Source organism: Brevibacillus thermoruber 423 (genome assembly GCF_000454065.1).
Taxonomy (GTDB): Bacteria; Bacillota; Bacilli; order Brevibacillales; family Brevibacillaceae; genus Brevibacillus; species Brevibacillus thermoruber.
This window is the reverse complement of sequence record NZ_KE695653.1, coordinates 62,599-86,662: the sequence shown is the minus strand read 5'-3', so window position 1 is coordinate 86,662 and position 24,064 is coordinate 62,599. Positions and strand designations below refer to the sequence as shown.

At 52.8% G+C, this 24,064-nt stretch carries 26 protein-coding genes; 25 read left to right on the top strand and 1 reads right to left on the bottom strand.

All coding sequences use genetic code 11. From position 1 onward, the window contains the following. Nucleotides 1–103 precede the first annotated feature (103 nt). The 22 genes from metK (at nt 104) to fliT (ending at nt 20,859) form a co-directional block, all read left to right on the top strand. On the top strand, nt 104–1,315 hold the full coding sequence (gene metK / locus M516_RS0117740; protein ID WP_029100308.1) for a methionine adenosyltransferase: 1,212 nt from the start codon (nt 104–106) through the stop codon (nt 1,313–1,315). A gap of 126 nt (nt 1,316–1,441) precedes the next feature. Next, nucleotides 1,442–2,461, top strand: a complete 1,020-nt coding sequence (locus M516_RS0117735) for a polysaccharide deacetylase family protein (RefSeq protein WP_035290172.1) — start codon at nt 1,442–1,444, stop codon at nt 2,459–2,461. Beyond that, a complete protein-coding gene (locus tag M516_RS0117730; protein ID WP_029100306.1) occupies nt 2,458–3,600 on the top strand; it encodes a sensor histidine kinase in 1,143 nt (380 codons plus the stop codon). Before M516_RS0117735 ends, M516_RS0117730 begins: the two co-directional genes overlap by 4 nt. Nucleotides 3,601–3,629: 29 nt before the next feature. Beyond that, on the top strand, nt 3,630–4,337 hold the full coding sequence (locus M516_RS0117725) for a response regulator (RefSeq protein ID WP_029100305.1): 708 nt from the start codon (nt 3,630–3,632) through the stop codon (nt 4,335–4,337). A 70-nt stretch (nt 4,338–4,407) separates the two neighbouring features. Then, on the top strand, nt 4,408–4,779 hold the full coding sequence (locus M516_RS0117720) for a hypothetical protein (RefSeq protein WP_029100304.1): 372 nt from the start codon (nt 4,408–4,410) through the stop codon (nt 4,777–4,779). Between the two features lie 123 nt (nt 4,780–4,902). Beyond that, entirely contained in the window at nt 4,903–6,855 is a 1,953-nt protein-coding gene (locus M516_RS0117715; RefSeq protein ID WP_029100303.1) for an ATP-dependent helicase ComFA, read from the top strand. After that, complete coding sequence (locus tag M516_RS25715) at nt 6,834–7,733, top strand: ComF family protein (RefSeq protein ID WP_029100302.1); 900 nt, start codon at nt 6,834–6,836, stop codon at nt 7,731–7,733. Before M516_RS0117715 ends, M516_RS25715 begins: the two co-directional genes overlap by 22 nt. Before the next feature lie 127 nt (nt 7,734–7,860). Then, nucleotides 7,861–8,289, top strand: coding sequence for a TIGR03826 family flagellar region protein (locus M516_RS0117705; RefSeq protein ID WP_029100301.1), 429 nt, complete (start codon nt 7,861–7,863; stop codon nt 8,287–8,289). A gap of 148 nt (nt 8,290–8,437) precedes the next feature. Next, complete coding sequence (gene flgM / locus M516_RS0117700) at nt 8,438–8,713, top strand: flagellar biosynthesis anti-sigma factor FlgM (RefSeq protein WP_029100300.1); 276 nt, start codon at nt 8,438–8,440, stop codon at nt 8,711–8,713. A 44-nt stretch (nt 8,714–8,757) separates the two neighbouring features. Then, on the top strand, nt 8,758–9,258 hold the full coding sequence (locus M516_RS0117695; RefSeq protein WP_029100299.1) for a flagellar protein FlgN: 501 nt from the start codon (nt 8,758–8,760) through the stop codon (nt 9,256–9,258). A 12-nt stretch (nt 9,259–9,270) separates the two neighbouring features. Next, a complete protein-coding gene (gene flgK, locus M516_RS0117690; RefSeq protein ID WP_029100298.1) occupies nt 9,271–10,749 on the top strand; it encodes a flagellar hook-associated protein FlgK in 1,479 nt (492 codons plus the stop codon). A gap of 34 nt (nt 10,750–10,783) precedes the next feature. Further along, entirely contained in the window at nt 10,784–11,674 is an 891-nt protein-coding gene (gene flgL / locus M516_RS0117685; RefSeq protein ID WP_029100297.1) for a flagellar hook-associated protein FlgL, read from the top strand. A gap of 26 nt (nt 11,675–11,700) precedes the next feature. Next, complete coding sequence (locus M516_RS0117680) at nt 11,701–12,279, top strand: DUF6470 family protein (RefSeq protein ID WP_029100296.1); 579 nt, start codon at nt 11,701–11,703, stop codon at nt 12,277–12,279. 40 nt (nt 12,280–12,319) lie between these two features. Next, nucleotides 12,320–12,739 carry a flagellar assembly protein FliW gene (gene fliW, locus M516_RS0117675; RefSeq protein ID WP_029100295.1) on the top strand — a complete coding sequence of 140 codons (420 nt, stop codon included), beginning with the start codon at nt 12,320–12,322 and terminating at the stop codon, nt 12,737–12,739. A gap of 8 nt (nt 12,740–12,747) precedes the next feature. Beyond that, nucleotides 12,748–12,996, top strand: a complete 249-nt coding sequence (csrA, locus tag M516_RS0117670; RefSeq protein ID WP_029100294.1) for a carbon storage regulator CsrA — start codon at nt 12,748–12,750, stop codon at nt 12,994–12,996. Nucleotides 12,997–13,169: 173 nt separating this feature from the next. Further along, nucleotides 13,170–13,982: a flagellin N-terminal helical domain-containing protein gene (locus M516_RS0117665; RefSeq protein WP_029100293.1), complete on the top strand. Its 813-nt coding sequence runs from the start codon at nt 13,170–13,172 to the stop codon at nt 13,980–13,982. 121 nt (nt 13,983–14,103) lie between these two features. Then, nucleotides 14,104–16,992 (top strand): IPT/TIG domain-containing protein, encoded by a 2,889-nt coding sequence (locus tag M516_RS0117660; protein WP_029100292.1) that lies wholly within the window; start codon nt 14,104–14,106, stop codon nt 16,990–16,992. Nucleotides 16,993–17,268: 276 nt separating this feature from the next. After that, on the top strand, nt 17,269–17,949 hold the full coding sequence (locus M516_RS23855; protein ID WP_051188286.1) for an IS3 family transposase: 681 nt from the start codon (nt 17,269–17,271) through the stop codon (nt 17,947–17,949). A gap of 239 nt (nt 17,950–18,188) precedes the next feature. Further along, a complete protein-coding gene (gene flaG / locus M516_RS0117645) occupies nt 18,189–18,554 on the top strand; it encodes a flagellar protein FlaG (RefSeq protein WP_029100291.1) in 366 nt (121 codons plus the stop codon). Nucleotides 18,555–18,566: 12 nt separating this feature from the next. Then, on the top strand, nt 18,567–20,084 hold the full coding sequence (locus tag M516_RS0117640) for a flagellar hook-associated protein 2 (protein ID WP_029100290.1): 1,518 nt from the start codon (nt 18,567–18,569) through the stop codon (nt 20,082–20,084). Between the two features lie 20 nt (nt 20,085–20,104). Next, nucleotides 20,105–20,485, top strand: coding sequence for a flagellar export chaperone FliS (fliS, locus tag M516_RS0117635; RefSeq protein WP_029100289.1), 381 nt, complete (start codon nt 20,105–20,107; stop codon nt 20,483–20,485). 11 nt (nt 20,486–20,496) lie between these two features. Continuing rightward, on the top strand, nt 20,497–20,859 hold the full coding sequence (gene fliT / locus M516_RS0117630; protein WP_029100288.1) for a flagellar protein FliT: 363 nt from the start codon (nt 20,497–20,499) through the stop codon (nt 20,857–20,859). A gap of 465 nt (nt 20,860–21,324) precedes the next feature. Here fliT and M516_RS0117625 read toward each other — a convergent pair whose 3' ends face one another. Next, nucleotides 21,325–21,498, bottom strand: a complete 174-nt coding sequence (locus M516_RS0117625; protein ID WP_445437256.1) for a putative motility protein — start codon at nt 21,496–21,498, stop codon at nt 21,325–21,327. 186 nt (nt 21,499–21,684) lie between these two features. Between M516_RS0117625 and M516_RS24440 the strand changes: the two genes are divergently transcribed. The 3 genes from M516_RS24440 to M516_RS0117610 all read left to right on the top strand — a co-directional run bounded on the left by M516_RS24440 (nt 21,685) and on the right by M516_RS0117610 (nt 23,843). Next, nucleotides 21,685–22,080 (top strand): hypothetical protein, encoded by a 396-nt coding sequence (locus tag M516_RS24440; RefSeq protein ID WP_051188285.1) that lies wholly within the window; start codon nt 21,685–21,687, stop codon nt 22,078–22,080. 175 nt (nt 22,081–22,255) lie between these two features. Continuing rightward, complete coding sequence (locus tag M516_RS0117615; RefSeq protein ID WP_029100286.1) at nt 22,256–23,065, top strand: motility protein A; 810 nt, start codon at nt 22,256–22,258, stop codon at nt 23,063–23,065. Then, complete coding sequence (locus M516_RS0117610; protein WP_029100285.1) at nt 23,058–23,843, top strand: OmpA/MotB family protein; 786 nt, start codon at nt 23,058–23,060, stop codon at nt 23,841–23,843. Before M516_RS0117615 ends, M516_RS0117610 begins: the two co-directional genes overlap by 8 nt. Nucleotides 23,844–24,064: the final 221 nt, after the last annotated feature.

Below are 24,064 nucleotides of genomic sequence, written 5' to 3'. Positions count from 1 at the left end.
TTTTCCTCAAACGGAAAAGGTTTTTTTTTGCATGTGCCTTCGTCTGATAAGAACCTGTTTCGGCTACCACACTATTTGTATGAGTCCAAAGGAGGTCGTACACATGGCATTGCAAAAAGGTCGTCGTCTGTTCACTTCTGAATCTGTCACCGAAGGTCATCCGGATAAGATTTGTGACCAAATTTCCGACGCCATTCTGGATGCGATCCTGGCAAAGGATCCGAACGCCCGCGTGGCTTGCGAAACGTCCGTAACCACCGGTCTCGTGCTCGTGGCGGGTGAAATCACCACCAACACCTATGTGGACATTCAAAAGCTGGTGCGCGACACGATCCGCGAAATCGGCTATGACCGCGCCAAATTCGGCTTTGACGCAGACACGTGCGGCGTCATCACCGCGATCGGCGAGCAGTCTGCCGACATCGCCCTGGGTGTGGACCAGGCCCTGGAAGCGCGCGAAGGCAAGATGACCGACGAGGAAATCGAAGCGATCGGCGCCGGCGACCAAGGGTTGATGTTCGGGTTTGCCTGCAACGAAACGCCTGAACTGATGCCGCTGCCGATCAGCATGGCGCACAAGCTGGCCCGCCGCCTGACCGAAGTGCGCAAAAACGGCACGCTCAGCTATCTGCGTCCGGACGGCAAAACGCAGGTGACCGTGGAATACGAAGGCGACAAGCCGGTGCGCATCGACACCATTGTCATCTCCACCCAACACGCGCCGGAAGCGACGCTGGAACAAATCAAGAAAGACCTGATGGAACACGTCATCAAGCCGGTCGTTCCCGCTGAACTGCTGGATGACGAGACCAAGTACTTCATCAACCCGACCGGCCGTTTCGTGATCGGCGGTCCGCAGGGCGACGCCGGTTTGACCGGACGCAAAATCATCGTGGACACTTACGGCGGCTACGCTCGTCACGGCGGCGGCGCGTTCTCCGGCAAAGACCCGACAAAGGTGGACCGCTCCGGCGCATACGCAGCGCGCTACGTGGCGAAGAACATCGTCGCGGCCGGCCTGGCGGACAAGTGCGAAGTGCAGGTAGCGTACGCCATCGGTGTGGCACAGCCTGTGTCCATCAGCGTGGATACGTTCGGCACCGGCAAGATCGCCGAGGAGGAGCTGGTGAAGCTCGTCCGCAAGCACTTCGACCTGCGCCCGGCAGGGATCATCAAGCAGCTTGACCTGCGTCGTCCGATCTACAAGCAAACCGCGGCATACGGTCACTTTGGGCGTAACGACCTGAATGTGCCGTGGGAGAAGACAGACAAGGCGGAAGCGCTGAAACAGGACGCTGCCAATCTGTTGAAATAACAACCGAGTAGGGAGAGCCTAGTGCACGCACTAGGCTTTTTTTCTTGGATAGGAATGGTAATCCAGTCATAAAGGAATCCGTTCACCGGTGTCGAATCACTATGTAGGCTGTAAGGAGGGATTTTGTTGCCGAAAAGGTGGCCCTTCTTCCTTGTCATTCTGGTGTCGTTCGGTCTGGTCGTGACTGCCGGACTGCTCGGGGGTGTGTATCTTCCAAATAAGAACATGCCAAAAGTGCAACATTTTCCCCCGGTTCCTACGTCTATAAGCACAAGCGGGGAGGAAGCCGCTGCAGCGCGGGAACGAACGGCCGAAAAGGACGAAGCCGTCGTACCCAGGCAGTGGTATCGAAATCGGGTGGTGGTGCTGACCTACCACCATGTGTCGAACCAATTGAACCAACGCTATGTGATTGACCCGGACCAATTTGCCCGGCATATGGCGTTTTTGCGCGAGAATGACCTGCATCCGATTTCGCTGTCGGAGTTTTTGCGTTTTGTCGACACCGGCGTGCTGTCCACCGACAACGCCGTGCTGATTACGTTTGACGATGGATACGAGAGTTACTACACGCATGCGTTTCCCGTGCTGCGCCGGTACCAGTTTCCATCCGTCAATTTTGCCATAGCAGGTCGGCTGCGGGACACCGTGGAGCGCAAGCGAGAAAATATGACGACACCGTTGACTCGCCAACAGATAAAAGAAATGCTCGTTTCCGGGCTGGTGGATATCGGCTCACACACTTACAGTCTGCATGAACAGGCCGCCAGCAGCGAATGGGGAGAATGGGGGCCAAAGACCGCTCCCGTATACATGGAGGATGTGCAGCGCCTGGAAAACGAGCAGGAATACCGGAACCGATTGTACGTTGACTTTACCATGTCCCGCGTCGGCCTGAGCGATCTGGTGGGCCGACCGGTGGATACCATATCCTTGCCGTTCGGCTTTTTCAATGACATCGTTCTGCAGACAGCCCAACAAGCCGGCTACCGTTACGTGTTCAACTCCAATCCGGGAGTGGTGACACCCGGCGTCAATCCGCTGGCCATCCCGCGCTTTGACGTCGGTTTGCGCGAGATGGATACTGCCCAACTCCACCAGCTATTTACGAAAGCGAAAAACGGATTTGAAGGAGAGCAGGAATGAATCAGGCAATCAGCATCAGCATGTTGGATGGAGTGATTAAACGAACGATTGAAACGGTGGAGGCAAGCAAGGCGCAAATCTTTGAGATTTCGGAACATGCACGCCAGCAGGGCAATGCGTTAAAGCTGGAATTGCATGAATTGCGACAGGAAATTTCCAAAGTGATACAAAAGGTGGACGCGCTGGAGCTCGCCTACCGCAAGTCGCGCAACCGGCTGGTGCTGGTGAGCCGCAACTTCCACACCTATACGGAAGAAGACATCCGCATCGCGTACGAGGAAGCGAGCCGCATCCAGGTGGAGCTGTCCATTTTCCGGGAACGGGAAAACAACCTGAAGCGCAGGCGCAATGATCTGGAGCGGCAGCTTCGCAATCTGGAGGAGACGATCGAGCGGGCGGAAAAGCTGGTCACGCAGATGGGGGTTGTGCTCGGGTACCTGACCGGCGACTTGAGCAAGGTCGACGAAGCGCTGGAGACGGCCAAGCAGCATCAGATGATGGGGTTGAAGATCATTCAGGCCCAGGAGGAAGAACGGAAGCGCGTCGCGCGCGAAATTCACGACGGTCCGGCCCAATCGATGGCCAACGTGGTGCTGCGCTCGGAAATCGTGGAGAAGATGCTGAAAAACGACCGCATCCTGGAAGCGCAGATGGAACTGCACGAATTGAAAGAGATGGTCCGCATGAGCTTGGCCGATGTTAGGCGGATCATTTTTGACCTGCGGCCGATGGCGCTGGACGATTTGGGGCTGGTGCCCACGCTGCAGAAATACATTCAAACCTACGAGGAGCGAACGCACGTCTCCGTCGACCTGGTCGTGTTTGGCGTGGAGCAGCCGCTCAAGAGCTCCGTCAAAGCCGCCATCTTCCGTCTGGTACAGGAGTGCCTGAACAACGTGGAAAAGCATGCGGGGGCCAGCACGGTCCAGGTGAAACTCGAGTTTTTGGAGGATTCGCTGGTTCTCGTTGTCAAAGATGACGGGGTCGGCTTTGACGTAGACAAGCGCACAGCCAAAGGAGGGTCCTTTGGGCTGTTGGGCATGAAGGAGCGGGCGCAGCTGCTCGAAGGTACGATGGAGCTGCAGTCGTCGCCTGGAGAAGGAACGAAAGTGATGTTTCAAATACCGGTTAAATTTTGAGTGCGAAATCGTGCATAGGGAGGATGAACATGGAGAAAAGGCAGCAAGAAATCCGGATTGTCATAGTGGACGATCATCAACTGTTCCGTGAGGGCGTAAAGCGGATTTTGGAAATGGAAAGCGATTTTCGGGTAATCGGCGAAGGTTCCGACGGGGAAGAGGCGTATCGCCTCGCCGAGGAGCACAAGCCGGATGTGGTCCTGATGGACATTAACATGCCCAATGTCAACGGTGTCTCCGCCGCGGAACACGTCATTTCCGTAAGCCCGGATACCCGTGTGATCATCCTGTCCATTCATGACGACGAAGGCTACGTGTACCGCACGCTGCGTTCCGGAGCGTCCGGCTATCTGCTGAAAGAGATGGGGACGAACGATCTGGTGGAAGCCGTTCGCGTGGTGGCCGGAGGCGGCGCGTATATCCATCCGAAAGTAACAGGCAAGCTGATTGAAGAGTTTCGCCGCCTGAGCGAACAGGAAGGAGCGGCGGAACGGACATTTGCGGTAGAGGATTCGGAGCCGGTCGATCCCAAGGTGATCGAGTCGCTGACCCGCCGCGAGCGCGAGGTGCTGCAGTTGATGGCGGAAGGGAAGAGCAACCGGGCCATCGGCGAGTTTTTGTTTATCAGTGAGAAGACGGTCAAAAACCACGTCAGCAGCATTTTGCAAAAACTGAGCGTTCAGGACCGGACGCAGGCCGTGGTCATTTCCATCAAAAACGGCTGGGTAAAACTGTAAAACAAGAAGGCGGCTGCACCATGAACAAGCCATTCCGCATACCTTGATTGCAGGAGGAGGTATGACCGTGATGGAAGAGTTGGTGGTGTGGCTGTTGGCGGCATATGGCTGCTCCTCTCTGATGGTGACGCTTGCAAACCGCTGGATCAGCCGGATGGCGGAACGCGCGGACCAATCATGCGTGCATTACCGGCTGCTGCTCGGCAACTCGGAGCAGGTGGTGGAATACGCGGTCCGGCGGCTGCAGGTCCGTTCGTATTGGAGCGGCACGCCCATACGCATCTCGTATGTCGATTACGGATCGACTGATGATACATGTGGCATCATGGCTGTGTTGAAACGGGCCGGCCACCTCTGCGCCGACGACGGGGAAGAGGCGGCCGCCGTCCCGGCCGTGACCATAGACCTTCGCCGTACGGGCGAGTGGGAGCGCGCGATGTAGCGCGCTTTTTTCTTTTGCCGTGGTCCTGCTTCACGGGACGATGGTTGTCCCGAAATATTTGCGGGCAGCCGCTGTCTTTGTGCACACTGGTCGTGTGGAGACAAGGAGGACGGAGGCGGTAGTGTGCGAGAGTACCTGCTCTATGTAAAAGTGGGGGACGAGGCGGCGCACGTGTATGTGACGCCGTGTTTTGCGGTGGATCAGACGTATTGGCGGGAGCGGGACGGCTGCAGGCTCCACGTCATCGGCAAAAGCCCGTCGCTGGCGCTGGCCTTTTACCTGAGAGGAGTGCTGAACGCGCGGCTGCAGGGACGGGACGTCGGGGAAGAGGATATTGCCGCCATGCGGGAATGGGCGCTGGAGCACGTCAGGGAAGCCAACGCCTTGTACGGCCGGGAAGCGCGGGACATGCAGCCGCTCAGGGGAGAGTGGTTTTTGTTCGAGAGGGCCGGGGAAGACGCGGGGGATGCGGATGGCCGACAGGCTGATGAGGGGGAAGATGCCGATGCCGGGAGGGAGGCACCGTTCGGTCCGGGAGCCCCTTTCCCCGCTGGTGCCCTTCCCGATCTTCGCGCAGACAGCGAGCGGCTGCATCTGCTGCTGCAGGGACGCGCTTTGCTGCTGGAAGAGCTGGACGGCTTTCTGCACAGGCGCGGCTGGACGGGAAGTCTGCGCAGGGAATGTCTGCAGTGGCTGGTTCTCGACGGGAAAGCGGAGTGGCGGCCGGGCATTGAGCTGTTTGTGAGATGGGACTGGTGGCGCCGCCGTTTGGCGATGCGGTGCGGCCGCTGCGGCAGCGAGCGGGGGATCGCGCTCACGCTCTGCCACACCTGCGGGCAGGGCTGCGCATACTGCACGACATGTTTGGACATGGGCAGAAGCAAATGCTGCACGCCGTATCTCTGCGTTCCCGGCAAACGCACCCGCTTTCGCAAGGACAGCGCGGCGGCCGTTCTCCAGTGGGAGGGGCGGTATTCACCGATGCAGGCGGCAGCGGCGGAACGGGCCAGGCGCTTCGTGGCGGCCAGCAAACCGGGGCCTTCGGCGTTTTTGATGTGGGCGGTCTGCGGAGCGGGGAAAACCGAGCTCTTGTTCCCAGCCATCCGGGAGACGCTGGCGGACGGCGGACCGGTGTTGATCGCCACGCCGCGCAAGGACGTGGTGCTGGAGTTGGCGCCCCGTTTGCAGCGCGTTTTCCCGGCGGCACGCGTGATCGCCGTTCACGGGTCCAGCCGGGAGAAATGGGAGGACGCCGACATTACCGTCGCCACCACCCACCAGGTGATGCGGTACTATCAGCGCTTTCCCCTGGTCGTGCTGGATGAGGCTGACGCGTTTCCGTACCACAACAATCCTGTCTTGTACCGGGCGGTTTCCCGCGCCGTTCAGCCCGGTGGGAAAACCCTGTATCTGAGCGCCACGCCGCCCCGCTATTTGCGGAAGCGGCTGGTCCCATCCGCATTCCGGTTCCCCGCCCACTCCGCTACCCACGTGCTGCTGCCGGGGCGGTATCACGGGTTTCCTCTGCCGGTGCCCAGGGTGTGCACGGTGGCTGCCCTGGACAAGCGGATGCGGCAGGGGCGTCCCGTGCCGCCGCTTCTCGATGGCGTCAAGGCTTCCCTCGCGGCCGGGCGTCAGGTGTTCGTCTTTGTCCCGCGGGTGGAGGACGTTCCCCGGGTCCTGCAGTATTTGCAGGCCCGCCTGCCGGATCACGCAAACGCGATGGCGGGCGTCCATGCCGCCGATCCGGAGCGGGAGCAGAAGGTGCGCCTCTTTCGGGACAAGCGTCATGCGGTGATGGTGACCACTACCATTCTGGAGCGGGGCGTTACCATTCCGCGCAGCGACGTAATTGTGGTCGGGGCGGATGCCCCCGTTTTTGACGAGGCCTCCCTCGTCCAGATTGCCGGACGCGTGGGCCGCTCCGCCGACGCACCGGAGGGAACGGTACTGTTTATCCAGTCTCATCGTTCCACCGCACCCTACGCTGCCATCAGGCAGATTCGCAGGATGAACCGGCTGGCGGAGCGGCTGCGGAAAAAGGAGGCGCCATCATGCTGCGGGAGCCGTGTGTAAGCTGTGGCGGCCGGGTGGCCTCGCGGGAGCGGGAGGCGGCGGTCCGGCGCTTGTCTCTGACCATAGCGCGTTCCGCCCGCTACCCGGCGGTCTACCGACTGCTGGACGGACTGGGGCTCTGTGCCGATTGTCTTCGGCTCCTGCCGATCTTGGGAGAGCGGATTTGCATCCAGTGCGGACGGGATATGGGCGGACGGACGCCTTCCCTGCTGTCGGATCGGCAGAAGTGCGGGGACTGCGCGTCTGTCAGGGATGAACCGTTGGCCGGCAACCGGGGGCTGCTTGTCTACAACGAGTGGGGAAAAGACATGCTCAGCCGTTTCAAATACAGAGGAGACGAACGCATGGCCGGCTTGTTTGCCGCTTTGCTGGCGCTGGCCTTTTACCGCTACTACGGATCAATCCGGTTCCGGTGTGCAGCGGCTGTTCCGCTCCATGACAACCGTTTGCGGGAGCGCGGCTTCAACCAGGTGGAGCTGATGGTGAGCGGCCTGGGCAAACGCATCGGCGTGGAGGTTGTCCCCCTGCTGGCGCGGACGAGACATACCCCGAAACTGAGCAGGCAGGGAGGGCGTACGGCGCGGCAGGAGAGCATGCGGGGAGCGTTTGAGTGGGTGGGCCCTGTATCCTGTCGTAAACGCGAGCCGGATATCGTTGGGGATGGCGGCGGATCAGATGTCCGTGAACGTGGGGGCACGCTGCTCTGGTGGCGGAGAATCGGCTCGGCATTTCTTGGGCGTCGGCTCATGGCTCCCGACGCCATCCTGCTCGTGGACGATATCTACACCACCGGTTCCACGCTGCGTGCGTGCGCGGAGACAATCAGGGGGCAGGTGGGGCATGGCTGCCGCGTCTATTCGCTGACGGTCTTTCGGTAGAACGGCCGGCCGTCTCACAACTCTGTCAGATTCTCTTGATAGCCATCTTGGAAAAAATACGCTATGATGGAAGTACAGCGGGAAGAACATCAAGAGCAAGAACGGGGAGATAAAAGGAGTTGTGCTTATGTCGCTGGGCAAACTGTCTAACTGCTCGCGCTGCGGTGCCCTGTTTGTGCAGGTCGTTCGCGATATTTGCCCCACATGTCATCAGACGATCGAAAAAGAGTATGAACGGTGCGCCTCCTATCTGCGGAAGCGGGAAAACCGGGGGGCGACGATCTATCAGCTCAGTGAAGCAACCGGGGTTTCCGTTAAACAGATTACCCGATTCATCAGAGAGAGACGAATCTCCATCGCCAACAACCCCAACATGGGATATCCGTGCGAGAGATGCGGGTCCTTGATTCGCAGCGGACAGTATTGTGACGACTGCACCAAGCATCTGCAGCGGGATATCGTGCAGGATCTTGACGTTGAGCGGCGCCTGGAAGAAGAAAAGAGGATCCGCTTGGCGGAGGCTACCTATCGAAGAAAGCCGAATCGTGACGAATAGTTTTCGCGGAAAAAACTAATCGATCGCCGACATTTTGCCGATGATACTACTAAGAAGTATCATCGGTTTTGTTGTTCAGATGAGGATATGGAGCGATCCTGCTCCCCAGTCTTTTATGTCTGTTTGGATTGAGAGGATGGTTTTTCAGATGCGCATACAGGAACCGAACCGCACGGGAATGATAAACGCCTACAGCAAAACGGGTCAGACGCCGGTCGGCAAAGAGCGAAAGGTGTCCATGGGCAAGGACGAAGTGAACATTTCGGCGGAAGCCCTGGAGATGCTGAAGCAGGTGGAGGACCCCGACTCTCCCGCGCGCCGGGAAAAGATACAGCGCTTAAAAAAGCAGGTGGAGGAAGGGACGTACCTCGTTCCCAGCGACAAGATCGCCGACAAGATCCTGTCCTTCTGGCGGAAGCTGTAAGGGATGCAGCGCGACAACCTCGAGAGGAAAGCTGAGGTGGCCTCATGACGAAGTGGCATGAACTCTACGAGCTGCTCGACAACTTGATCCAACTGCACAAGGCGCTGTATACGCTCGCCGTACAAAAAAAGGACGTGCTGATCAAGGGGAACGTGGACGAACTGGTGGCCATCACCAAGCAGGAACAGAAACTGATCAAGGCCGTCGGCAGCGCCGAGGAGGCCCGCCAGGCCGTGGTGGCCCACTTGTTCGCTTCCCTGGGTTTCACCCGGGACAACGGCACGATTTCCGACCTGATCAAGCTGACGACCAGCGCGGAAGAGAAGATGCGTCTGACCACGTACCGCGACGAACTGATGCGGATTGTCTCTGAACTGCGGGATGCCAACGAGCTCAATCAGCAGTTGTTGGAACAGTCCCTTTCTTTTGTCAACATGACGCTCAACCTGATCACGGATGCGCCGGAGGATGACTATATCTACGGAAATCCGGCGGCGGATACATATCGTCACACAAGCCGGACGCTATTCAATAAAAAAGCGTAAAGAGGTGTCTATATGCGTTCTACATTTCACGGGCTGGAAGTGAGCAAACGCGGGCTTTTTGCCCAACAGGCGGCATTGAATACCACCGGCCACAACATCGCCAACGCCAATACGGAAGGGTACACTCGTCAACGGGTAAACATGGTGGCCACACCCGGCATCCCCTATGTAGGCATGCACATGAACAGAGAGGCAGGACTGCTGGGGACTGGGGTTATGGCAAGCGACATTCAACGTCTGCGCGAAGATTTTTTGGATCTCCAGTATCGGAAAGAGAACAAGACGCTTGGGTACTGGGAAGTGAAGTTGGACGCCCTGAACAAGATCGAATCGATTTTGCAAGAACCGTCGGATACCGGCCTGCAGAAGGTCATGGACCAGATGTGGCAGGCGTGGCAGGATCTGTCCAAAGATGCGGCCGATCCATCCGCACGGGCGGTCGTACGTGAACGTTCAATAGCGGTAGCAGAAACGTTTGCCAATACCTATAATCATTTGCTGGATATTCAACGTGACTTTGACAACGTGATAAGCGTCAAAGTACAGGAAATCAACTCTCTCGCCAGTCAAATCGCCCACTTGAACACAATGATCAGTGACGTAGTTCCGCATGGATATGCGCCCAACGATTTGTACGACCAGCGCGATGTATTGATCGACAAATTGTCCAAGCTGACCGACGTAAAAGTGATCCAAGCTGAAAACGGCATGGTAAACATACAGATTGAAGGCAAGGACTTGGTAACCGGCAGGACGGCTGTACCGATGGCGGCGACCAAAAACGCGGTGACTGGCTTCTACGATATTGCGCTGGGCGGGGCGGCGTTCGTTCCGACGCAGGGAAGCTTGGCGGGGCTGGTGGAAGCGCGTGACAAAATCATACCTGACACCCTGAAGCAGCTCGATCTTTTGGCCATTAACCTGACGAAAGAGATCAATAATGTCCACAAAACGGGGCTTACGTTAACCGACATCCGCAACGGAAGCGCATCTTCGGCCATTCCGCTGTTTGTCGATGCAGTTACTGGGGGGAGCGCTGATCCTGCTGGAGCCAATCGAATCGCGATCAACCCGGCGATTCTTGCGAGTCTGGATAACATAGCCGCTGCCAAGCCGGATGCAAGTGGCAAAGGCTCGATGGGCAACAATGAAAATGCTCTGGCGATTGCGGCAATCAAGTTCAAAGTGATTCCGCCAGGTACCGGGCCCAATGATTTTAAAGAAGCAACGACGCTGGATGACTTCTATCGATACACCATCGGTCAACTGGGTGTCAACGGGCAGGAAGCGGCCCGCAATCAGAAAAACTCCGAGACGCTGGTCGGCATGGTGGATTCCCAAAGACAGTCCGTGTCCGGTGTTTCCATCGACGAAGAGCTGTCGAATTTGGTGAAATACCAGCAAGCGTACAATGCTTCCGCACGTGCAATGACCAGTGTGGATGAAGTTTTGGACAGGATTATTAACGGAATGGGACGCGTAGGACTGTAGTCGTTTGTGAATAGCTGTCGTAGGGGGATCAAGTATGGCAATGCGCGTGACGCAGAACATGTTAAACAATAATATGCTTCGTAACTTGCACAATTCCATGGGAAACATGAACAAGCTGCAGGAGCAGCTCTCGTCGGGAAAAAAAATTTCCAAACCTTCGGATGATCCCGTAATCGCCGCGAGAGCGGTGTATTACCGGTCGGCTGTGATCGAAAATGAGCAGTACGTCAGCAACCTGAACCAGGCGCGTTCCTGGTTGGAAATGTCGGACAAGGCGCTGGAGGAGGGCAATAATGTTCTCCAACGGGTACGTGAGCTGTTGATCTACTCCGGTGACCCTGCTTTGGGTCCTGACTCGTTAAAAGCAATGGCCACGGAGATCGCCCAACTAAAAGACCATCTGGGTACCGTGGCCAATCAGACGATCAACGGACGGTATATTTTTGCCGGAACGGATACATTAACACCTCCATATGACAAAGCAACAGGGGATTTTACCAATACGAACGCCGAACAGATTACGTTGGAAGTATCGCAGCAAATCTTTCTCCCGATCAATCCAAACGGTCAGGCGGTCTTTAATTATCCCGATCCGGCCAACAACGTATTTAAACTTTTGGACAAAATCATTACCGATCTAAGCAATGGTCAGCCAGTCACTCAATATTTGGACGATATGACGAGTCAAATTGACAACATGGTGCGGGAGAGGGCCGCATTGGGCGCGCGTCAAAACCGTGTCGATCTGATTGAAGATCGCCTCCTCACCGAGGGTGTTACCATAACCGAACTGATGTCCGAGAATGAAGACGCCGATATTGCCAAGGTCATTACCGATTTGAAAACCCAAGAGAATGTACACCGTGCAGCTTTGGGAGCAGGCGCCCGCATCATTCAGCCGTCGCTGTTGGACTTTCTCCGCTAAAGGGTAAGAGGTAGGAGGAAGCGACCGTGCAGGTACCACAGATTCGGTTACAGCAGACTTTCGCCAAGTTGGGCTTGCAGATAACCAAGCCGGTGCAGGAAATCCGGCAGCCACGTGCCGAGCTAAACTTGCATCAAGAGCCCGCTGTTCTGGAGATTCGCCAGCCTAAAGGAGTTCTTACCATTGACACCTCGGAGGCCCAGGCCAACATCGACCTGCGCGGTCCCCTCCGCAGATCACGGGACAACGCGGAATACGGCTACCAGAAAGCGATGGAGGCAATCGCCCAAATAAGCGAGGAGGGGGACCGCCTCCGGGCGATTGAGAATAGGGGAAATCCGATTGCCGATATCGCCTTTGAAGAAAGCGTCATCTACCACAATACGGAGATTATTGCTGAGGGATCGCTGGTAGGGGATGGCGTGGACATTCATTATGAGGCTCGGCGACCTGAGATTAATGTGCAGATAGGCGGCGTGCAGATGAATCCCGAAATCAAAAAGCCTATTCACAATTATACACCAGGTAAAGTTGAAGGATACATTCGCCAGTGGAACAGCTTGAAAATTGATTTTGTCGGGTTGAATGTGGACAGGAAGCTGTGAATAGCAAAGCAGTATCGCAGCAGGGAAGGAGCTGTCAACAATGGCTGATAGCAAAAGGGAGCTGGCAAAGCTCTTCTTTGAAGAAGGATTACCAGGGTTTTACGATCTCCGGTTCTTCCAATTAACCCAGGAAGAACCGGGGAGTTGTTTTTTTTCGCTTCAATCGTTGGAAGATGAGCGGATTGGCTTTTGGTTGGTCGACCCGTTCGCCTATTTTAAAGACTATGAATTCGAACTGGACAGCCACAGTAAAAAGATGTTGGACATTACGGAAGACACCCGTATCTTTGTCGCGAATATCATCACGCTGCGGGAAGGCGGTCATGTGACCGTAAACCTGAAAGCTCCGATTGTCGTCAATCAAGACAATGGCAAGGCAAAACAACTGGTCCTTGAGCACGAACCCTACAGTTTGCGGCAGCCCCTGTTTCAACTGCAGCAAACTGCGGTGAGGGAGTAGGTGAGCGCATGTTAGTCTTATCCCGAAAGAAAAACGAATCGATCATGATCGGGGACGCCATCGAGATTAAGATTATCGGGATTGAGGGAGATGTTGTCAGGATCGGCATTGAAGCTCCCAAAGAGACGGGAATCTATCGGAAAGAGATTTACATGGCGATTCAGGAGGAAAACAAATTGGCCGCCCAGACAAAGCTGGATTGGACGACACTGAAGAAGTGGTCAGGCGAAACAGAAGGGGAATCAGGCGAGAAGTGACGCGTCCGATTTTTTGTAAAAAAATAAGAAAAAAGCACTAAAAAAATCTCTCTGCTCTACCGATAACAGAAATGTAAGGGGCGATGACGCAAGCGCGCGATTGCGTGATTGCCCAAAGAATTAAACTAAAGGTCACAGGGACGTGGCTTTTCACACTCAAGGAGGAATTGTACATGCGTATCAATCACAACATTTCTGCGTACAACACTCATCGTCAACTGTCTTTTAACAACAGCAATGCTGCGAAAAACATTGAAAAGCTGTCTTCTGGCTACCGGATCAACCGCGCCGGTGACGATGCTGCTGGTCTGGCGATCTCCGAGAAAATGCGCGGTCAAATCCGCGGTCTGGAGCAAGCCAGCCGCAACGCGCAGGATGGTATCTCTCTGATTCAAACAGCTGAGGGTGCATTGACTGAAGTTCACGCCATTGTGCAACGCATGCGTGAACTGTCGGTCCAAGCTGCCAACGATACCAATACTGCCGACGATCGCGCAAACCTGCAGGCAGAGGTAGCAGAATTGATCGACGAAATTGATCGTATTGCTACCGACACCGAGTTTAACACTGCACAGTTGTTAAACGGTGGCTTCACGGGTAAAGTATTCCACATCGGTGCTAACGCTGGTCAAGCAATTACATTGGATATTAATGATATGTCTGCAGCGGCTCTGAGCATTGATACAATTGACATTAGTACTCAATCAGGCGCTGATAGTGCAATCACTGCCCTGGATAACGCACTCAAACTCGTTTCCGATGAACGTGCAAAATTGGGTGCATACCAAAACCGTCTGGAGCATACCATCAACAACCTGGGAGCTTCCGCAGAGAACCTGACTGCTGCAGAGTCCCGCATCCGCGACGTAGACATGGCGAAAGAAATGATGGAGTTCACGAAGAACAACATCTTGACGCAAGCCGCTCAAGCGATGCTGGCTCAAGCAAACCAACAGCCGCAAGGAGTACTCCAACTCCTCCGCTAATCACTCTTTTACAGTGTGAAAAAGAGGCCTTAGGACAATTCCTAGGGTCTCTTTCTTAAGTGCAAAAGATTTTCAACTTAATTGAATATTATGCTTAATTTTAGTAAGAGGGGGTACGTGCATGCAGGTCATAAAGAAGATAGCACTCGTATTTTTTTCGCTGATCGTTATATTTAGCGGCTTGCCTACGGCCGGTGCAGCCACTAACTATGTGACAGCATCCAAGAGTGTTAACCCTACATCAATCACAACTAAGGAAGAAGCAGAAGTAACCCTGAACATAAAGGGTACTCCACCAGTAAACGTTGTAAAACCAAATGACGTGATCCTGATCATCGACCGATCAGGGAGTATGCTGCAGGAAAACAAGATGAATGCGGCGAAAGAGGCAGCCAAGCAATTCATTGATTTGATTGATTTTACCAAGCATCGCGTCGGAATTGTCGATTTCAGTTCGGATGCAAAACAGTTTGATCTGACAACAGATGCAGGTGCTGCAAAGGCATACATTGATACGCTCAGTGCCAATGGCGCAACCGCTACAGGTGATGCAATTGACAAAGCCAGGGAATTGTTGGCCAACCATCGATCTGAAGCACAGCCTGTCATCGTATTGATGACCGATGGTGACGCTACTGTTCCTCAAGGCAGCGCATATGAATATGCATTACAAAAGGCAAATGAGGCCAAGAATGAGGGAATTGTATTTTACACAATTGCTTTGTTGTTATCCACAGACAATCCTGATACAAGTGGTCCAAATCTTTTGTTGAAAGAAATGGCCACCACCGCTCACCATCACCATTTTGTTTTGGGATCAACCGGTTTGGCTGAGATCTATAAAGCAATTGTGGACGAAATTGGATTGGCAAGTGCGTATGACGTTACTGTGACCGATATCGTAGCACCCCAGTTTGAGATTGTACCAGGTTCCTACAGTGACAATATTCCTCAACCTACCGTTGTAGGAAACACATTAACGTGGAATTTCCTTGAGCTAAAGAATGACGTATTAACATTCAAGTACAAAATCAGACATAAACAAGGGGCGCCGATAGGGTCTTTCGATGTTTCCACTACTTCAAATATTACGTACAAGGATTATACAGGAGCTAAACGATATTATACGATTTCGCCTGTCAGCATTTTGGTGAAGTACCCGGCACCCGTTATTAACTCCATTGTCAGTGATAGCGGTCACGTAAACGGGGGAGAGACTGTCATCATCTCTGGCGATAATTTCCGTCCGGGAGTCACAGTAAAGTTCGGAGTAAATAGCGCAACGAATGTACAATTCATTAACGAACAACAAATCGCTGTGATAGCGCCATCCGGGACGCAGGGAGAAGTTAAAGTAGAGGTGCGCAACGACGATGGTCAAGCTGCAATTGGAAAATATCGTTACTATGCGCAACCTGAGGTGACCAATATTTCTCCAGCAAACGGTCCGCTATCCGGAGGGAACACAGTCCTTATCTCTGGTAAGAATTTTTTGAGTGGGGTCACTGTGAAATTTGGTGGCGTTCCTGCTAGTGTCACTTTCGTTAACTCCGGGTATCTTAAAGCAGTTGTTCCTGCTGGAACTGCTTCCGGTACCGTAGATGTAGCGTTAGAAAATCCCGACGGAACCAATGTTACCGTTCCGGATGGTTATACGTACGACCAGCTTGTAGTTCAAAAACCTGAAATTACAAATATCTCTCCCAATTCCGGGTCTACTATCGGTGGAGATCTCGTCTATATTGACGGGAAGAATTTTGCGCAAGGGCTGAAAGTCTATTTTGGTAATACAGAAGCACCTGTCCTTTACTATTACTCGGATGTAAGGATCAAAGTAAAATCGCCTGCAGCCGTAACTGCGGGATCGGTTGACGTTATCGTGGTAAATCCAGATGGAGATACTGCCGCCTATTCGAATGGTTATACCTATGTTGAGCCTCCAAAAGCTGCGGCACCGGAGGTTACTAATCTTACGCCGAATAGTGGACTGCCTCAGGGAGGAGAGCTTGTCTACATTGATGGGAAAAACTTTGTCAACGGGGTAAAGGTCTATTTCGGTCAGGTTGAAGCGCCGGTACTGTATTTCTATTCCGATGCAAAGTTAAAAGTAAGAGCTCCACAAGCATCAGTACCGGGAGCAGTTGATGTAACGGTTATAAATCCTGATGGTCAATCTGGCACATTAGCTGGGGGATATACCTATGTCACCCCTCCTCCTGCAGCGGCACCCAAGATTACCTCAATCTCTCCCAATTCCGGTTTAACTAGTGGGGGGAATCTGGTTTACATCGACGGTGAAAACTTTCAAGATGGAGCAACAGTTAATTTTGGCAGTAAAACGGTAAAACTTGAGTATTATTACGGTTCGACAAGAGTCAAGGTAAGAGCACCATCCTCGGATGGAGTTGTTGGTTCAGTAGATGTTACCATTACCAATCCTGACGGGCAAAGCTATACAATTTCGCAAGGGTATACTTATCAGGTAGTTACCCCGGTAATTACAAAAATTTCGCCTGGAAATGGTGCACTATCAGGTGGATACCTTGTTTATGTAGATGGAGAAAATTTCGATCCAAATATGATTCTTACGGTAGACGGAAAAGTCGTACCGATTGATTACTATTACAGCAGTACCAGATTCAAATTCAAGATGCCGGTGGGGAGTGCTCCTGGACCGGTACAAGTTGTGGTGACGACGCCGTCCGGCCAGTCCGGTTCGACGACTTTCACCTACGACAACCCACCGACTGCTCCCGCTCCAACGATTACACAATTAAGCTCCACGAGTGGGCCGGTAAGTGGAGGAACATTGCTGTATGTTGATGGTACAGGATTTGACCCTAACATGAAAATTTCCTTTGGCGGGACTTTGGTATCACCTGTCTACGTGTATGGCCCTACCAGATTTAAAGTTAAAATCCCTGCTGCAAGTGCACCAGGTATTGTAGATGTAAAAGTGATTAACCCGGATGGCCAGGAAAGTAACGCGTTGCCTTACGAATACAAATAAAAAACGTTAAGGGGCTGCCTTAAAATATTAACAGGCAAGCCCCAATTTTCATTAAATCAATAACAGGTAAACTATGGTATTTTTTATAATGATCGCAAATAGGGGAGGCCATAGGATGACTGAAAAAAAAGAATTGTACTTACACCACAATACTATCATGAATTTACATGTATTGGTGGCCAGTGTGAAGATACTTGTTGTGTTGGATGGCAAGTAAATGTAGACAAGCAAACGTATAAGAAGTATAAAAAAGTAACAAACACTGAACTGAAACCATTGCTAGAGAAGTATGTAAAACGGATCAAGAAAAATCCTACAGTTAACGGTTTGCATCTCAATCGTAAGCGTGTGTATCGGCTGATGAAGCAAATGAACATGCAGGCGATCATACGGCGTAGACGTTATCCACGGATTCAATACAAAAGACATACCCTGGCGCCCAATCTTCTGGATCGGCATTTTCAAGCAGCTCATCCCAATCAAAAGTGGGTTACTGACATCACGTATTTGCAAGCTGGAAAAAAACGATATTTTCTTTCCGTCATCTTGGACCTTTTCAACAATGAAGTGGTCTCATACCGCTTAAGTGACAGTCTTGACGTCCAGTTTGTGCTAGAGACGGTACAAGAGGCCGTCCAAAACCGTTCGACGCATCAACTGCTGATTCACAGTGATCAAGGAATGCATTACACAACAAAAGCATATTACCGCTTGCTGCGAAAGCATGGGATTATTCAGAGTATGTCTCGAAAAGGGAATTGTCTGGATAATGCCTGCATCGAATCCTTTTTCGGCCACTTGAAAGCAGAACTGCGCCCGCATTTGTTTGATGAAGCCGTCGATGTGGGAACAGCAATCAAGAAGTATATTGAATTTTATAACCACGAAAGGCCACAAATGCGATTGAACGGCATGTCGCCAAGCGAATTCCGAAACCTTTTCCTCCAAAGTGCCTGATGGGTCAAAATCAATCAGTCCACAAAATGGGGGTCAGATCAGCGAACCTGGGTCAATTATATCCCGGCGGTGACAATGGCCTATATGGCCGTCTTTATAAAAAACTAAAAAAGGTTTCATCTTCAGTCAAAGAGGGTATTTTCATTAGAAAACCCTCTTTCTTCATTAAGAGCTATTGTAAATTTTTCTATTGCTCTTTCCGATATAAATGGTAGAAGCCATTGTGAGGAGGGGCAGGAATGGACATTGGTTCCATAAGCAAAGTTGGGAATTTTATAAATTCGTACGTGGAACCCAGTACAAACACCCCAGAAACTCCAGATTATCACGCACGAATTGAACCGTATAACGCGGAGAATATTGAAACAGAACTATCCTACAACAAAGCTGAACTAAAAAAATCCGTAGATGACTTGAACAAACTGCTTCAGACGGAAAAAACGCACCTAAAGTTTACCATGCACGAAAAGTTGGGAGAGTATTATGTGCAACTCGTTAATGACGAGACAAATGAAGTAGTTCGTGAAATTCCACCTCGGAAAATTTTGGACATGGTGGCTGATATTCAGGAAAAATTGGGCTTGCTGATCGATGAAAAAAGATAGGAGGGAACCAGAATGGTTAGTCCGATTCGATTTAGCGGGATGGCTTCCGGCTTGGACACGGAGCAAATGGTAAAAGATCTCATGAAGGCTCGGCGTGCTCCGTTGAATAAGTTATTGCAAAAAAAGCAACTGGAAGAGTGGAAGCGGGATAGCTATCGTGAGATGAATTCGCTCTTGCTTGACCTGAAAAATACCGTGTTTGACATGAAATTGCAGCGTACATATCTGCAAAAAACTGCTTCTTCCGAAAATGAAGCGGCAGTCTCGGTGAAAACAGTGGGTACGCCCAGTCTCTCCACCTATACGGTTGAGGTTCTATCACTTGCGCAGCCGGCCAAACCGGCAACGGCTGTGTATAGCTCGAGCTTGGCCGATGCCAATACCGCAGTTGGCAGCGGCAACGAATTCAGTTTTGACCTGAACGGTACCAAGATCGATGTTACTGCGGCCGACACCATCAACAGTGTCGTAAAAAAGATTAATGACGTGTCTTCAACGACTGGTGTAACCGCAACGTATTTTAACAACAAGCTCATTCTTACCTCCAAGACGGCAGGCTCGACTGCTACGATTTCCATCACGAACACCACTGTTCCGGGGAATGTGCTGGGAATATCCGATGGTTCCTTTAGCAACGGTGCAGACGGAACGCCTGGCCAGGTCATCATAAACGGTGTCACGCAATCCATTTCCAGCAATACGTTTACCTACGATAACATGGAATTCACCATCAAACAAACGTCAGCGCCTATTACTGTAAACGTAAAAACCAACGAGGACGCCATTTTTAACGCAATCAAAGGGTTTGTTGATAAATACAACGAAGTGATCGACAAGATCAATACAAAAATTACCGAAAAACAATACCGTGATTACCAGCCTCTGCTTGACGAGCAAAAACAGGAAATGTCGGAAAAACAGATTGAGCTATGGGAAGAAAAGGCGAAAAGTGGTCTGTTACGTCAAGATTCCATTTTGTCCAGTGCCTTGTACGACATGCGCCAAGCATTGAGCAATGCAGTAAAGGGTGTAACTGATTCAAATTTTGATATGCTGTATGAGATCGGTATTTCCACCTCCAAATACAGCGACAACAAATACGCTTACATGGAGAACGGTAAGCTGTACATTGATGAAACGAAGCTGCGCGAGGCAATCCGCAACAACGGTGACAAGGTTATGGAGCTGTTTACCAAAACCAGTAGCATTACCAATCCGACCACTGAAGCGGAAGCGAAACAGAAATTCGACGAAAGCGGATTGGCTCAGCGCCTGTACGACAAGCTGGACGTGGCCATTAAAAACCTCACCAAGAAGGCGGGAATGAGCGGTATTTTGGTAGACAACAGTACGATTGGAAAAGAGATTGACCAGATTAACGATGATATTAGAAATTGGGAAGATCGTCTGGCAAAAATCGAAGATCGTTATTGGAAACAATTTACCGCGATGGAAAGCGCTCTGCAGCGGTTGAACTCCCAAAGCTCGTGGCTTGCACAGCAACTCGGTGGGATCGGCGGAGGACAGTAAGAATAGAGGAGCGATGAGCAATGGCAATGTATAATCCTGTCCAGGCCTACCAGACTAACTCGATCAATACGGCATCACCCGGTGAATTGACTCTTATGCTGTATAACGGAGCGATTAAGTTTATCAAACAGGCAAAGGCTGCCATTTCAGAGAAAAACATTGGTCAAGCCCATGAATACAACCTGCGCGTACAAGATATACTCAATGAGCTTATTGTTACACTGGACAGGTCCTATCCCATTTCCGATCAACTGTATCAGATGTACGACTACATGCTTCGCCGTATGATTGATGCGAATGTCCGAAAAGACATCTCCATCTTGGATGAAGTTGAGGATTTCTTCGTTCAATTCCGGGACGTTTGGAAACAAGCAATGGTTCTGGCCAAAAATCAAGGGTAAGGAACAGTTCGATGGAAAAACCAATGGAATTGCTCTTGCAAGAGTTGCTTCAACGAACAATTTCCCTCGAGAAGTCGGTTACCGAGAGTGAAACAGAATTGGATGAATGGAACATTTTCTTGGATGACAGGGCAAGACTGATCAGTGAGGTCGAAGTTCGCTTGTCAGCAGGAGAGAAGATCTCCGATAACCTGAAGCAACGATACCTGGCCAAAGTGTACGAGATTGACAAGAACATCAAACCAAAGATTGAGGCTAGGCAGCAAAAGATAAAAGAACGGCTGTCCAACATCCGGAAGACAAAACTTGCCCGCCAGACTTATTACGATGACGGTCCAAGCGGCTACGGGGCATTCTTTGATCGCAAAAAATGAAAAAACGGCCGGTTTTGCTGGCCGTTTTTTGCTGCTTGCTGGAGTTACACTTGGATGTCGTTTGCTGTCCCCAGTGCCGGATGAGGAGCAGAAATGGATTGCTGCATACTGGCTTGGGGTTTGGAGAAGTCCTCCAGCCATGGTCGCCCCTGCTGCCTGTGTAGCTTGTGCCATATCCAGCAGACTGAGGCTAAGTGCGTGGGATGTAATGGCCACGGACGCGCTGAAAAAGAATAGGGGGCGAAGCAATCTACATTGACGAAAAAGACTTCGCCAAAGGTTTACAGGTGTATATGGGCGGCAAAAAGCCTAGCTCATCACTTATTACGGCACGACCCAAGGTGCAAGCGCCCGGGAGACACCCTGGGAACGGTTGATGTAAAGGTGGTGAATCTGGGAAATCTACCCCGCCACAAACAACCAAGCAGGCTGTCAACGTCGACAGCCTGCCCGTTCTGTCCCGGGTTACACCCGCACGTCAAGCACTTTCCCCAGCGACGGATGCGGAGCCTGTGCGGCCTGCTGGATGGTTTGCTGGGTTTTGGCGAAGTCCTCCAGCATCGTGGAAGCCAGCGCCTGGGCGGTGGACTGCACCTGTTTGGTCAGGCTGATGGAGATGGCTTGCTTCAGTTGGACCATGTTCACGTTCGTTCACCTTCTTCCGTACAGGTTCATGGGACAAACATGGGGATCTATTTTGGTATCGGCATTTTGCTTGCGGCGGATTAGAGAAAACATCTTGCAAATATCCGGCGGTTCCCGATATTTTTGTCTCGACGCTCTTGCTATAATAGGGGAAAGAGCGAGCAAAAGGGGGGCTGGCCGATGCAGGAGGAGATCCTGGGGATGCTCAGGGCCATCAGGGAAAGCCAGGAGGTAACCAATTCCAAACTGGAGGCACTGACCATGGATGTGCGCCGTTTGGAAGGGGAAGTGGTTCAACTTAAGGGAGACGTGGCGCTACTCAAGACCGAAGTGGCCGAATTGAAAGCCGAAATGGGTGGAATGAAGGCTGAAATAGCCGAATTGAAAGCTGAAATGGGTGAAATGAAATCCGAAATAACCAAAATGAAAACGGAAATGACCAGCTTCAGCCAGCGGTTTGACCGTTTCGAACAGCGCTTCGACAACATGGAGGCCGATTTCAAGGTTCTGTATCAAGACTACCGCTTTCAAAAGCGGGACATCCAAAAGCTGAAAGACGCGACCGGTTTGCTATAAGAAAACCAAATCAGCAAAAAACGGCTGGGGCGGCCGTTTTTTTGTGTGGGCAAAAACGCGTTGGGTCGATGGGCCCCCTCACCCAACAATCCATCCGCTTCACTACGCATTCATCAACCACGAGCGATTAACCGATACACGTAACAGAACAAACTCAACGGGATGGTGACACCTCTTGTCGACAAAACGTCGCTCGCTCCTGCTGGTGGGAGCGGTCTTGCTCATGTTTGTGCACGCGGTCTACCTCAACGGCAGCGCAGCCGATCTGCTGAACGTGACGGCGATCGAGCTGGTGGCGCTGGCCGTGCTGATCGCCTACGCGATCAAGCGCAGGCACCTGGAACTGCGCCCCTTGATCCGGCTCCTGGTGCACGGCCGGGAGGGAAACGTGGAAGAGACGATCAAACGATTCTACTACTACGCCCTGGTGCAGAAGGAACAGGGGTATCTGGCGTTGGAAAAAGAACTGCAGAACGAGAAAGATTCGTTCGTCCGCCGCGGCAGCTTGCTGGCGATTGAAGGCGTGCCGGAGGAAGAACTGCGCATGATTCTGGAAAACGAGCTGAAAGGGGAGCAGTACCGCTACCAGCAGGCGGCCGGCTTCTTCCGACTGATCAGCCTGCTGGCACCGGGCATGGGACTGGTAGGGACGCTGCTGGGGATGACGGGGGTGCTGAAGACGCTCTCCGACTTTACCCAGACCGGGTACAGCCTTAGTTCGGCGGTGGTGGCGACGCTGTACGGGGCGCTCTTGGCCAACCTGGTTGCCCTGCCGTGCTACTACCGGCTGATGGACATCCACGACCAGGAAATGTTCGAAAAGCGGCTCTACATCGAAGGGTGCGTCGGGCTGCAGCGGATGGAGACGCCGCGTCTGCTGTTTGAAAAACTGAATTCGTTCCTGCCCGGGGACCGTAAGCTGGTGCTGATCAAGCCGCCGGGCAGCGTCAGAGGAACGATCGAAAGGCAGGATCGCCATGCATGACGACCGGCTGTACGACGAAAAGGAACTGGAAAAGAGCTGGCTGATCAGCTACAGCGACCTGTTTACCCTGCTGTTTGTGATTGTCGTCATTATCGCCGCGGCCCATGCGACCAAGATCAAGGCGCAGATGGACGAAGCGGCCCGGCAGCAGGCCAGCTTGAAACAGGTGCACGAGAGCCTCGACCTGCTGAACCTGCAAAAGCTGGAGCTGGAGCGGGAGATTCACCAACTGGAAGCGAGGCGCGAAGCGTTGGCGGCCGCCGTGGAGGGGAAGAGCGCGGGAGAGAGCCGTCCCCGCCCGGAGGCGCCGCCGGCTGCCAGCGATGCGGCAAAGCGCGACATGGAGACCATCCGGACGCAGCTCGCCTCCGTGCTGCAGGCGAAGCATGTCGACTTCGAAGAGACCGGGGACGGGCTGCGGGTGCGCCTGCCGGAAACGATCCTGTTCGGCAGCGGCTCCGCCGATCTGAAGGATGAGGGAAAACAGGTCGTGGACGTCGTGGCGCGGGTCTTGAAGCGCTTCTCGTACCGCGTCCGGATCGAAGGCTGCACGGACGATACCCCTGCTGCCCAAAGCCCGTACCGCTCCAACTGGGAGCTGTCGTCGGCGCGGGCTATCGCGGTGATGCGCGAACTGGTGAACATCCACGGTCTGCCGGCCTCCCGCTTTACCGTGGCGGGTTGGGGTGAACACGCCCCGTTGGAGGACAAGGCCAGCGCGGGGAACGGCCCCCGCAACAACCGCGTGGACTTGCTCATCCTGGTGGAAAAGGAATAACAGTTCAAATTTTTCTGTCAATAAAAATACTTTTTCTGGAAGGATTCCCGTGTATCAGAGAGAACTATTTCTGACAGGAATCCTTCTTTCTTTTTTTGAAACGAACCTCGTTTCCTGCCCATCTCTGACGCCGAGGGCAGCAGGGACGCAGGGCGGGGTGAGTTATTCCCAGCTTGTGCACAACCGTCTGTGGATAATGTGGACAACTTTGTGGAGAACGC